An 11,701-nucleotide genomic window follows, 5' to 3' on the forward strand; every position below is an offset into this window, starting at 1 on the left:
CGGTTTCCTACAGTGGATTGAGCTGCGCTTTCAGCAGATCGCGAAAGGTCTGAATCAGCGGCTCACGGCTGCGGCCACGACGCAGGATCATTGAAAACGGCGCCTGATAGCCGAAAGTGGCCGGCAGTAAGACGCGCAGGTGCCCGGAGTCCACCCACGACTGCGCGTAATGCTCGGGCAAGTAACCGATGTAGGCGCCGGACAGCACCAGGATCAACTGCGCTTCCATACTCTCCACGGTCGCGGCGCTGTGCTTGAAGCCGTGGCGAGCCAGTTCGGCCTGACTCCAGTACCCGCGCCCGACCATGCGTTGTTGAGTGATGACAGGTTCCGGAATCCGCCGTTCGGCATACAGCGTGTGGCGATTGCTGCAGTACAGCCAGTGCTGCTCGCGGTACAGCGGCTGATAGAGCAAGCCGTTCATGCGGGTGGAAAACGAGCCGATTGCCAGGTCCAGCCGGTTGTCCAGCACGCCCAGCTGCAGTTCATACGGACTCATCACGGCGAGGTGCAAATGCACGGCCGGATGCTCTGCACTGTAGGCGCCGATGACTTCCGCAAAGGGCAGCGCGCGGTCGCTGACCGTCGAGTCCAGCACCCCCAGGTTCAGCGTGCCGCGCAGCTCGCCCTTGAGCGCAGCGGCGTAGCGCTCGAAGCCTTCCAGCTCGCCCAACAGCCGCAGGGTTTCCTGATGAAACAGCTCGCCCTTGCTGGTCAGGCTGAAACCGCCGCGTCCGCGATGACACAGCACGATGCCCAACGCCGCTTCGAGCTGGCTCATGTAGGTGCTGATTGCCGAGGTCGACAGATTGAGTTCTTGCTGGGCGCTGGCAAAGCCCTGATGGCGCACCACGCAGGCGAAGATGCGCAGCAATTTGAGGTCGGGGAGCGCGCTGGGCATGGTTGTTCCAGGGAGAGTTTTGCGCGCAGCTTACCCGATACTTCAGGATTATCTGAACTAAGTATTTTGCCTGGCCGATTGTTTGCGGTGGGCCCGGTCAACAGAATCGGGGCCATGCTGGAAGCCCGCTTCCGCCCCTTTTTGATTACCACTGACGAGGCATTCCCGTGGACAAGATTTTTCACCAACCACTGGGCGGCAACGAAATGCCGCGCTTCGCGGGCATCGCCACCATGATGCGCTTGCCGCACCTGCAAACGGCGGCCGGGCTGGACGCGGCCTTCGTCGGCGTGCCCCTGGACATCGGCACGTCGCTGCGCGCCGGCACTCGATTCGGCCCGCGGGAAATCCGTGCCGAATCGGTGATGATTCGCCCCTACAACATGGCCACCGGCGCCGCGCCGTTTGATTCGCTGTCCGTGGCGGACATCGGCGACGTGGCGATCAACACGTTTAACCTGCTGGATGCCGTGCGCATCATCGAAGAAGCCTACGACGGCTTTCTCGAACACGACATCATTCCACTGACCCTCGGCGGCGATCACACCATCACCCTGCCGATCCTGCGCGCCATGAAGAAGAAACATGGCAAGGTCGGGCTGGTGCACATCGACGCCCATGCGGACGTTAACGATCATATGTTTGGCGAAAAGATTGCCCATGGCACCACGTTCCGTCGGGCGGTGGAGGAAGGTCTGCTGGATTGCGATCGCGTGGTGCAGATCGGTTTGCGTGCCCAGGGCTATACCGCTGAAGACTTCAACTGGAGTCGCAAGCAAGGGTTCCGAGTGGTTCAGGCCGAGGAATGCTGGCACAAGTCGCTGGCGCCGCTGATGGCCGAAGTGCGCGAGAAGGTAGGCGGCGGTCCGGTGTACCTGAGTTTCGACATCGACGGCATCGACCCGGCCTGGGCGCCGGGCACTGGCACACCGGAAATCGGCGGGCTGACGACGATTCAGGCAATCGAGATCATTCGTGGGTGCCAGGGGATGGACCTGATTGGCTGTGACCTTGTCGAGGTTTCGCCGCCGTATGACACCACCGGCAATACCTCGCTGCTGGGGGCGAACCTGCTCTATGAAATGCTGTGCGTGCTGCCAGGCGTCGCGCACCGCTGACAGCGGGACTGGACGGTTTGCATAGCGGGACCGGGCGCGCTGCTTTTTTAGCGGGACCGGCTTCAGCCGGGAAGAGGCCCGTATGAGCACCCCTCACTCTTGCGGTGTGGCGCCTGGGCCTTTTCGGGCTGAAGCCGGTCCCACAACGTGTGCGCTGCATCGGGCGCGCTGTTCTTCCATTGCGCGCCGTTACAAAAAATCTCCACACACCTGTCATTCCTCTCCCGCAAACTTAGGCTAGCCTTAATTCGAGACCGCCGGCGTTGCGCAACGCACCGCAGGTTTTTCAGGGTGGTTGCTCATTAGGCATTCCTGCCACAACCCTCTGTATTTTGATGTTGGGGTGATTACCACTTAGATCAAAGCAGAGGCCGGCCATGAAGCAGAGTGAAGTCAGACAACATGTCATCGACACGATCGGGAAGATTCTGGTCGACAAGACGCTGATTCAGGAAGAAGACGATGTGATGCTGAGTGCGCTTGAACTGGATGAGGAAGACTTCAGGGAGTTTTTTTCAATTCTGCAAAGTGACTTTGGCATCGTCCTCCCCAACCAGATCAAAGCCGATATTGCGGGTATGTCACCGCAATCACCTTATGGACAACTGACGCTGCAGGGTCTTGTCGACCAGATTCTCGTCGAAAGCAAACGCAGGACTCATCACTGAGCCGCAGACGTGAATGGCTCAGAAAAGATCCAGAGGAGAATCAGAGGGCTGATCGAAGGGTCGGGAGACAAATCGGGAGCGGGCTATCGGGCGATAGCGCCGCTTTCAGACGCGTCTTGAGAAAGCGCTTAGCGCCGTGGACGACGACGCTCATCATCATTGCTGCGCACGGGTATGGGTTGCAGCTTTGGCTTTTCAATCAACCCGAGCGCGACGCCTACATCGTGAAGCCATTCTTGCAACTTGCTGTTCATATAACGCCCCCTTCAGGGAAATACTCGGCAGCCAATGTCCGACCTGCCTAAAGCAGATCATAGTGCTAAGGCGCACTTTACGCCTGCTACCGAGTGTCGCGGCAGGAATTTTTTGCCTTGCATGACGTAGTGACACTGCAAATCGCCGATTCGAAGACTTCACGCGACAGACGGCAGGGCCGTCAGCCAGCGACCGCGGAGGTCAACGCCGCGCATTCATGGGCCTGCCGGCGTCTGGCAAACAGATAGAACAGCCCACCGCCCAGGAAACATCCTGTAAACCATGCGAAGTTGGCCATCGGCTGCAATGCCGGGACGAAGGTGATTGCGATGCCTGCCACTGTCGCCAGGATAAGCGCCTTGAACGCCGTGTAGTTCACTCCGCCGGTGTACCAGTAGCGCCCGGTCGGCCCATCGTTGAACAGCGCATCGACATCGATCTGCTGCTTCTTGATCACGTAATAGTCCACCAGCAAGATGCCGAACAACGGCCCGATGAACGCCGCCAGCACGTCCAGGGTGTAATGGATGACGGCGGGGTTGTTAAACAGGTTCCAGGGTGTGATGAAGACCGACGCCACCGCTGCGATCATCCCGCCTGCACGCCAGCTGATCTTGCTGGGCGCGACGTTGGCGAAGTCGAACGCCGGCGACACGAAGTTGGCGACGATATTGATGCCGATCGTCGCGGTCACGAAGGCAAACGCGCCGAGCAGCACCGCGACATCGTTATCGATGCGCGCCACGGTGGCGATCGGGTCATGGAGCATTTCGCCGAACACCGGCAGCGTTCCCGAAACAATGACGACGGTGACCAGCGAAAACGCCAGAAAGTTGATAGGCAGCCCCCAGAAATTGCCGCGACGCACTTCGGACATGCTCCGGCAGTAGCGGCTGAAATCGCCGAAGTTGAGCGTAGGGCCAGAGAAGTACGACACTACCAGTGCCGTTGCCATGATCACTTGGGAAAACGCTTCCCAGCCAGTCAGGGATTTCTCGGACAGGGTGAAGCTGATGTTGGCCCAGCCCGCCTTCCAGACAATCCACCCCGCCAGGATGAACATCACGGCGTAGACCACGGGTCCGGCCCAATCAATGAAGCGCCGGATCGAGTCCATCCCGGTCCAGAACACAGCAGCCTGTACCACCCAGAGCGCGAGGAAGCCCATCCATCCGAGATAGGACAAGCCGGCAAAGTGCGGCTCTGCATAGACCGACATGTGTGGGAAGAAGCGCAGCACCACGATGATCAGCGCGCTCGAGGCCAGATACGTCTGCACCCCGTACCACGCCACCGCGATAAGCCCGCGAATCACTGCAGGAATATTCGCACCGAACACGCCGAAAGCGAGACGGCAGATCACCGGGTACGGCACCGCCGCCTGCTGACTGGGCCTGGCCAGCAGGTTGGCGATCACCTGAATGATGCAGATGCCCACCAGCAGCGCGATCAGCACCTGCCAGCTCGCCAGCCCGAGGGCAAAAAGGCTGGCCGCGAAGACGTAGCCGCCCACGCTGTGCACATCGCTCATCCAGAACGCGAAAATGTTGTACCAGGTCCACTTCTGCGGCACGGGGCCCAGGTCTTCGTTGTACAGGCGGGGGCTGTAGCCTTTGGGCAATGGCTCGGTCATCGCATTTCTCCCTTAAAGGACGAACCGGCTCCCGACATCACACGTGCACACACTGCGTACGGGAGCGCGTGTGGGTTGTATACGAAGCGAGAGGCAGAATGCGTGCCATTGCTATCCTGTCGCGCAGAAAATGCGTCTAGACAGCGGGTTTCAAGCGACTGACGAGCCCGGAACTATGGATTTCAAAGGGTGGGACGGCAGACGCCGCGCCTGCTGGCAGTGCAGCGTGACCAAAGTCGGTGCATGATCAGAAGGCGGCGAATGAGGGGCTGCAGCCAGATCACGTGTATACAATCGCGACGGGCTTTGGTCCAACCTGATAAGTCCGCGCGCTACCGCATCGTGGTCCAACAGTCCTTGTTTACTCCGGCAACTGCACCAGCCCATCCGGGTCGGTCATCGCCCGCTCCAGCAGATCCGCCGGCAGACTCTTGCTCGCCCGCGCGCCCAGCAGCTTGAGCTGTTCACTGCGGCTGACCAGGTTGCCCCGCCCTTCGACAAGCTTGTTGCGCGCGGCGCCGTAGGCCTTGTCGAGCTGCTGAAGACGGTTGCCGACCTCGTCCAGGTCCTGGATAAACAGCACGAACTTGTCGTAGAGCCACCCCGCCCGCTCAGCGATCTCACGGGCATTCTGACTCTGCCGCTCTTGCTTCCACAGACTGTCGATGACCCGCAGCGTTGCCAGCAGCGTGGTCGGGCTGACGATCACGATGTTGCGATCAAAGGCCTCCTGGAACATGTTCGGCTCGGCCTGCAACGCCGCCGAAAACGCCGCCTCGATCGGCACGAACAGCAAAACGAAATCGAGGCTGTGCAGCCCTTCAAGGCGTTTGTAGTCCTTGCCGGACAGGCCTTTGACGTGATTTCGCAAAGACAGCACATGCTGTTTCAACGCCGCTTGGGAAATCACCTCATCGTCAGCCGACACATACTGTTGATAGGCGGTCAGGCTGACCTTCGCGTCGACAACGACCTGTTTGTCGCCGGGCAGCATGATCAGAACGTCAGGCTGGAAACGCTCGCCGTCAGGCCCCTTCAGGCTGACCTGGGTCTGGTACTCGCGGCCCTTTTCAAGACCGGCGTGCTCGAGCACGCGCTCCAGAATCAGTTCACCCCAATTGCCCTGAGTCTTCTGGCCCTTCAACGCACGGGTCAGGTTGTTCGCTTCGTCGCTCAGGCGCAGGTTGAGCTGCTGCAAGCGCTCCAGTTCCTTGCTTAGTGAGAAACGTTCGCGGGCTTCGTTCTGGTAACTGTCTTCAACGCGCTTTTCGAACGACTGGATGCGTTCCTTGAGCGGGTTAAGCAACTGCCCCAATTGTTGCTGACTGGTCTCGGCGAAGCGCTGTTCGCGCTCATCGAAGATCTTGCCGGCCAGCTCTGCAAACTGCGCACGCAGCTCATCGCGGGAGCCCTGCAGGTCGGTCAGGCGCTGCTGGTGACTGTCCTGCTGTTCGCGCAGCTCGGCACCAAGGGACGCGCACTGGGCGTCAAGGCGGCGTAGCTCAGCCTCCCTGGCGGTCCGTTCGCGGCTCCAGTCTTCCTGGGCCTCGCGCGCGCCTTCATGCTGTTGACGCAGCAACTCCACTTCCCGGCGCAGGGCCGCCAGGTCCGCCTGCTTGACCGCATTGGCCTGGGCCAGATCGCTGATCTCATCGCGGCTGGCGTCAAGCTGGGCGTTGAGCCCGTCCTGCGCCATCTGCGCATTACTCAAACGCTCGTCCAGCAACGCGGCGTCCGCTTCGCGTTGCGCCAGACGCCGCTGCAACTGCCAGGCCAGCCCCAACAAAGGCAATGCCGCCACCGCCAAACCCAGCAACAGGCTGGTTAACTCAAACACCATAAAATCCAGACTCCTCCATTCATGCAGTCAGCATTATGCGCAGAAGCGAGCTCGACGTACGATTCGGGTAAAACCGCGCCAGGGGAAGAGAAAAAAGCAAGCGGATGCTTCAAGAGCGGCGTGATAGAGCCAGTGCTTGGGACAATCCACAGAACCTGTGGATAACTCAGTGGACAACACCCCTTAAGCTCTCGGAAACGCACGTAGAATGGGGCCTGCGTTCAAACTGACGATTTTTTCACCAGCGCAAAAAAACGATGGTTTTCATTGACTTAATAATTCGTTGCATTAAATCAAGCGGTTAGCGGACGACGTGACAGTGACATGACAGATACCTTTCGCAATGTGCACAAGTGGATTTTGTCACTGCATAAGCCGGTTTCAGCAGCCATGGCATCCGCTCAAAATTCGCGGGAATAAGGCACAGGGCCACTCTTTCCGCTCGATATGCTGTAGTCTCTTCTGCCCCGCGTTGTGCCGTTCAACTGAAGCATTGCAAATCAGTGCTTGCGCTGCGCCAGTAACTCCATTAGCATCGCCGCCGTTAGTACCAAGCTGAAAGTCAATTCTGATCGAACAAATCCCCCAATCCCGGTTCGCCAATGAGCGAACGGATTGAAAAAAGGGATCGATCACCTCGATGGTTTCCAGACATGAACTCACACGACCTGCCGTCGAAACGGAGGGGTGTGCAGAACATTCATGCTCTCCTCAACCAGCCTGCAAATTGATCAGGATCTTCACCTCGAGCATCGGACCTTAGCTCGCGTTGTGTTGCCTGCCCTCCTAAGTACCTACCAGTCAGCCCCGCGCCACATTTTAAATGCGCTCAACTGGCTGCTTTTGTTCCAGACAGGTTCTGCGCCCTGCCCTTGACTCGCATTCGAGCATGGGTCCGCGTTTACTGGAACGTTTTAATTTTGCACGCCTCTTATTGCGTGTCGATTCAGGAAACACCCATAACATGACTACTCATATCCAGACTCAAAACGCTATTCGTACACTGACCAACGCTTTCGCCCCAATGGACTGCCTGATCATGGCAGCACGCAAAGGCTGCTTCAGCTTCACCATCGTCAACGAGCACGGCATCGCCCGCCATAGCGAGCGTTTGTACCCGAACCAATACTCCAGCGATGCTCCGCTGCAGGCGGTGATCGACCGTACTCGTCAGGCCCTGGTTGCCTAATACCGTTGCCTGATACCGTCCGTCGGTAAATACCGCTGCATCGACAAGGCCTCACCCGATAACGGTGGGGCTTTTTTGTATCTGTTTTACTTATAGAAACAGCGAAAGATGCGGTAATGGATGCCAGTCACCATTTTGACACTGCATGGGAACTGACCGTAAAACAGACCTTTACACCGTGAATATCACACTACACTTCAAGTCAGCGGCTCAGGTCGCTGCCGGTGGGCCCACTCCATCCATGCTGCCAAGCGCCAGGGCCCGCCGACTCATCAACTCCTCGAGGGTGTTATGGGAATCGCCGCCAGTGAACTGTGTCGCTACGTCATCCGCCCGACGCTCATCTACCTTGGCCGGCACAATCGGGCCGCCGAAGCCCTGTTATTGGGCATTGCCGCCAGTCAGTCAGCGCTAGGCGCCGAGCTGGACAACCCGCCCGGCCACGGGCTTTACAGCATCGCCGACACTCAACACCGCCAGCTTTGGGACGAATACCTGGCCCGGGATCCGGACCTTGCCAGCCTTGTTCGAGGCCTGGCCAGCCAACACGCGTTCCTCACAGGTCCCGATCTGGAACTGACCGTCAACCTGCGTTACTCGACTGCCATCGCCTGGTTGATGGTCGAAGCAAGCCATATTTCGCTGCCGGATACGGATGACTGTCTGGCCATGGCACACATGTGGCGCGAGATATTTCAGCCCGATGGCCAGTTGCAGGATTTCACCTCGGCCTGGCAAACGTGGGTCAGCCCCTTGTTCCAGCCCTCGCCAGCCATTTCATGACCGACCGGTATTGAACGAAAAAGCCGCGAACTTTCAGGATTGTCCTACAAGAACCGCTCTAACTCGGCTGATCCAGGCTATGGCGCGTGGGGAGAAATATTGGTAATTTCCGCGCGGTGATCAACAAGGAGTTCTAACAATGAAAAAAACAATGATCAAATCCAGCCTCAGTCTCGCCATCACTCTTGCCTCCACTCAGATTTTTGCATCCGGCTTCGCCCTGAACGAACAAAGTATCAGCGGCATGGGGACCGGCTTTGCGGGCCGTACCTCGTCCGTCGATGACGCCAGCATCGTGTACGGCAACCCGGCCGGGATGTCGCGTCTCAAGCGCGCGCAGGCGACCGTGGGGGTCGCCGCAATCGATGCTTCCACCGACATCACCGACACCAGCGGCCGCAGCACCGGTTCGAACAAAGGCGACATGGTGCCCTTCATCGCCGTGCCGATGGGCTTCTACGTGAACCCGGTCGACGAGCACTGGGCGTTCGGCTTTGGTGTCTACGCGCCATTCGGCCTGGTCACCGATTACGAAGACAACTTCCAGGGCCGTAACTTCGGCAGCAAGAGCATCGTCAAGGTCGTAACCTTCCAGCCGACCGTCAGCTACGCATTCAACGACAAGGTGTCGATCGGTTTCGGTCCGACCATCAACCGTATTTCCGGCGCGCTGGAATCGGCACTCAATGTCAGCCCGTTGCTGGGCGCCCGTACGGGCGACGGCCGCGTGCAGGTCAAGGGCGATGACGTCGGCTACGGTTTCAACGCCGGTATCCTGGTGCAAGCCACCGACACCACCAGCGTCGGCCTGACCTATCACTCCAAAGTGACCTACAAGCTCGAAGGCCACACCGAAGTGACGCCGGGCGCAGGCGTACCTGCCCAAGTACTGGGCGCGGGTCGATACGACGCGAAGCTGAACATTGACACGCCTGAAACTGTGGACTTCTCGGTCACGCAGAAGATGAACGATGCCTGGAAGCTCTACGCGGGGGCCACCTGGACACGCTGGAGCCGTCTGGAAGACATCACCGTGAAGAATTCGGGCGTCACTCGCGCAGGTGGCGTCGCTGCGCCAAGTCTGGTTGGCACCATCAGTGAAGAGCAGAACTGGCACGACACCTGGGCCTACGCCGTGGGTACTTCGTACCAGTTGAACAAGCAATGGGTGCTGCGTACCGGCCTGTCGTTCGACCAGTCGCCGACCAACAACGAAAACCGCTCGCCGCGCATCCCGACAGGCGATCGCACGATCTTCAGCCTCGGCGCCGGTTACAGCCCGACCGACGACATCACCATCGATGTGGCTTACTCCTACCTCCAGGAAGAGAAGGTCAAGGTCTCCGATGCGAACGCGCTGGGTCAAAGCTACAACGCCAAGTACGACAACAGCGCCAACGGTTTCGGCGTGGGCATGACCTACCGCTTCTGATGCAGTTGGCGGGACAGGCAGATCACCTGTTCGCCAGACAGAAAACCCCGCAGCCAGCAATGGCTGCGGGGTTTTTCGTTGTGGTCGGTCTGTTTTGTGTCGGGCCGCTGTTATGGCTTGGAGGCGATGGCCTTCTCGATGGCTGAAATCAGCTCGGGATCATCCGGCGCGGTTTTGCTGGAGAAGCTTGCAACCACATTGCCCTTGCGGTCGACCACGTACTTATAGAAGTTCCAGCGCGGTGGACTGCTTTGCTCGGCGAGGACCTTGAACAGGTTGATGGCGTCGGCGCCACGCACCGGCTGCGGTTCGGTCATGGTGAACGTGACGCCGTAGTTCACGTAGCAGACCTTGGCGGTCTCGGCAGCGTCTTTGGATTCCTGCAGAAAATCGTCCGAAGGCACGCCCAGCACTTCAAGCCCCTCGCCCTTGAAACGCTGATTGAGCGCTTCAAGCCCTTTGAACTGCGGCGCGAAGCCACAGAAGCTTGCGGTATTGACCACGAGCATCGGCTTGCCGGCGAACTGCTTGCACAAGTCGATATCCTGTTTCGCCCGCAGCTTGGGCAGCTCGCCTTGCAACAATGGCGGGCAATCGGCAGCCGACGCGGCGCCACTGAGGGCAAGGAACAGCAGAGGCGCGTGAATCCAGCGTAAGGCCATGGCGACGTCCATTCATGAGCGGGCAGGAAAAGTGGGGTTGCCGCTACGCTACTCCGCCGCGCGATGAATGCCCAGCGCGCCAAGGAAACGGGGCCATCAACTGGCTATGTCGGTGGCCGTGAACGCTCGCTGCATCGCCTGGGGCGGCTCACCGAAGTTGCGCAGAAACGCCTGGCGCATTCTCTCGCGATCGCCGAAACCGGTCTCCCGAGCAACCACTTCAATGGGATGTCGACTGGTTTCCATCATCGCCCGCGCCACTTCCACCCGCAGGCATTCGATGGCTTTCGCCGGGGTCTGCCCGGTTTCCTCGCGGAACACCCGACTGAACTGGCGGGGGCTTAACCGGGCAATGGCCGCCAGTGCATCAATGGAGAGATCACCTTTGAGGTTCTCGCGGGCATAGGCCAGCGCCAGTTGCACGCGATCGGACTTGGGGTCCAGCTCCAGCAGCGTCGACAGCTGAGAATGCTCGCTGCCGCGCCGTTGATAGATCACCAACTTGCGCGCGACCTGCCGGGCGATATCGGCGCCGAGGTCGTTCTCGACCATCGCCAGCGCGAGATCAAGGCCGGCGCTCATGCCCGCGCCGGTCCAGATCTGACCATCCACGGTAAACAGCTTGTCGTCCTCGACGCGAACGTTGGGGTAACGCTTGCGAAACTCTGGGGCGTGAATCCAGTGCATGGTCGCGCGCTTACCGTCGAGCAGGCCCGCTTCGGCCAGCACAAACCCGCCCGTGCACAGCGACGCCACCCGCCGCGATTGAGCCGAAGCGGTGCGCACGAACTCAAGCAGGCTCGGGGTGGGCAATTGCAGGTCCATGTAGCCGCTGACGATGATCGTGTCGTAACCCTCGGGCTGCAATGGCGTGGTGTGGACCGAAAAGCCTTCAGATGACATCACCGCCCCGCCGCTCTCCGACACCAGATGAAAGGAGTACGCCGCCTCGCCCTGCATCAGGTTCGCGCAGGTCAGCACGGACCCGACCGACAGGCTGAGGGACTGAAACTGCGGGTACACCACCAGCGCAACGTTATGCATGACACCTCTCCGGCCGATCTGCCGAATAATCAATTGTGGGAGCGACCGGGGTGACGCTCCGCCTCGCTCGCGAAGGCTTACTGACAGGAGCGCTTTATCGGTCAGTCCGACAGATTCAGCGGCTTGCCGAAGATATCGAGCGGACCGCAGATCCTGTGGGAGCGAGCTTGCTCGCG

The 11,701-nt window shown here is 59.6% G+C and carries 11 protein-coding genes; 5 read left to right on the forward strand and 6 right to left on the reverse strand.

Features of this window, described 5'->3' with window-relative positions:
• Positions 1–7: 7 nt before the first annotated feature.
• A complete protein-coding gene (locus FX982_RS00815; RefSeq protein WP_172609278.1) occupies positions 8–901 on the reverse strand; it encodes a LysR family transcriptional regulator in 894 nt (297 codons plus the stop codon).
• 167 nt (positions 902–1,068) lie between these two features.
• Between FX982_RS00815 and speB the strand changes: the two genes are divergently transcribed.
• Both speB and FX982_RS00825 read left to right on the forward strand, forming a co-directional pair.
• A complete protein-coding gene (gene speB, locus FX982_RS00820) occupies positions 1,069–2,019 on the forward strand; it encodes an agmatinase (protein WP_172609279.1) in 951 nt (316 codons plus the stop codon).
• 377 nt (positions 2,020–2,396) lie between these two features.
• On the forward strand, positions 2,397–2,687 hold the full coding sequence (locus FX982_RS00825) for a hypothetical protein (protein WP_172609280.1): 291 nt from the start codon (positions 2,397–2,399) through the stop codon (positions 2,685–2,687).
• Between the two features lie 128 nt (positions 2,688–2,815).
• Here the strand turns inward: FX982_RS00825 and FX982_RS24625 are convergent, their stop codons facing one another.
• The 3 genes from FX982_RS24625 to rmuC all read right to left on the reverse strand — a co-directional run bounded on the left by FX982_RS24625 (position 2,816) and on the right by rmuC (position 6,301).
• On the reverse strand, positions 2,816–2,941 hold the full coding sequence (locus FX982_RS24625; RefSeq protein ID WP_122535674.1) for a PA1414 family protein: 126 nt from the start codon (positions 2,939–2,941) through the stop codon (positions 2,816–2,818).
• 182 nt (positions 2,942–3,123) lie between these two features.
• Entirely contained in the window at positions 3,124–4,575 is a 1,452-nt protein-coding gene (locus FX982_RS00830) for an NCS1 family nucleobase:cation symporter-1 (protein ID WP_172609281.1), read from the reverse strand.
• A gap of 361 nt (positions 4,576–4,936) precedes the next feature.
• A complete protein-coding gene (gene rmuC / locus FX982_RS00835) occupies positions 4,937–6,301 on the reverse strand; it encodes a DNA recombination protein RmuC (RefSeq protein ID WP_172612946.1) in 1,365 nt (454 codons plus the stop codon).
• A gap of 1,078 nt (positions 6,302–7,379) precedes the next feature.
• Between rmuC and FX982_RS00840 the strand changes: the two genes are divergently transcribed.
• The 3 genes from FX982_RS00840 (at position 7,380) to FX982_RS00850 (ending at position 9,819) form a co-directional block, all read left to right on the forward strand.
• Positions 7,380–7,604: a hypothetical protein gene (locus tag FX982_RS00840; RefSeq protein WP_172609282.1), complete on the forward strand. Its 225-nt coding sequence runs from the start codon at positions 7,380–7,382 to the stop codon at positions 7,602–7,604.
• A 291-nt stretch (positions 7,605–7,895) separates the two neighbouring features.
• Complete coding sequence (locus FX982_RS00845) at positions 7,896–8,387, forward strand: hypothetical protein (RefSeq protein ID WP_172609283.1); 492 nt, start codon at positions 7,896–7,898, stop codon at positions 8,385–8,387.
• A gap of 139 nt (positions 8,388–8,526) precedes the next feature.
• The gene (locus tag FX982_RS00850) at positions 8,527–9,819 is read left to right on the forward strand and encodes an OmpP1/FadL family transporter (RefSeq protein WP_122535679.1); all 1,293 of its coding nucleotides are present in this window, start codon (positions 8,527–8,529) and stop codon (positions 9,817–9,819) included.
• A gap of 110 nt (positions 9,820–9,929) precedes the next feature.
• Here FX982_RS00850 and FX982_RS00855 read toward each other — a convergent pair whose 3' ends face one another.
• Positions 9,930–10,481, reverse strand: coding sequence for a glutathione peroxidase (locus FX982_RS00855; RefSeq protein WP_172609284.1), 552 nt, complete (start codon positions 10,479–10,481; stop codon positions 9,930–9,932).
• A gap of 96 nt (positions 10,482–10,577) precedes the next feature.
• Complete coding sequence (locus FX982_RS00860; protein ID WP_172609285.1) at positions 10,578–11,525, reverse strand: GlxA family transcriptional regulator; 948 nt, start codon at positions 11,523–11,525, stop codon at positions 10,578–10,580.
• Positions 11,526–11,701 lie beyond the last annotated feature (176 nt).

Origin of the sequence: Pseudomonas graminis (assembly GCF_013201545.1) — a bacterium.
Taxonomy (GTDB): domain Bacteria; phylum Pseudomonadota; class Gammaproteobacteria; order Pseudomonadales; family Pseudomonadaceae; genus Aquipseudomonas.

Bases quoted from the DNA above. Each gene is read 5' to 3' on its own strand.
- FX982_RS00815 (WP_172609278.1), bottom strand. From the start codon at position 901: ATGCCCAGCGCGCTCCCCGACCTCAAATTGCTGCGCATCTTCGCCTGC.
- FX982_RS00825 (WP_172609280.1), top strand. From the start codon at position 2,397: ATGAAGCAGAGTGAAGTCAGACAACATGTCATCGACACGATCGGGAAG.
- FX982_RS24625 (WP_122535674.1), bottom strand. From the start codon at position 2,941: ATGAACAGCAAGTTGCAAGAATGGCTTCACGATGTAGGCGTCGCGCTC.
- FX982_RS00830 (WP_172609281.1), bottom strand. From the start codon at position 4,575: ATGACCGAGCCATTGCCCAAAGGCTACAGCCCCCGCCTGTACAACGAA.
- FX982_RS00840 (WP_172609282.1), top strand. From the start codon at position 7,380: ATGACTACTCATATCCAGACTCAAAACGCTATTCGTACACTGACCAAC.
- FX982_RS00845 (WP_172609283.1), top strand. From the start codon at position 7,896: ATGGGAATCGCCGCCAGTGAACTGTGTCGCTACGTCATCCGCCCGACG.
- FX982_RS00850 (WP_122535679.1), top strand. From the start codon at position 8,527: ATGAAAAAAACAATGATCAAATCCAGCCTCAGTCTCGCCATCACTCTT.
- FX982_RS00855 (WP_172609284.1), bottom strand. From the start codon at position 10,481: ATGGCCTTACGCTGGATTCACGCGCCTCTGCTGTTCCTTGCCCTCAGT.
- FX982_RS00860 (WP_172609285.1), bottom strand. From the start codon at position 11,525: ATGCATAACGTTGCGCTGGTGGTGTACCCGCAGTTTCAGTCCCTCAGC.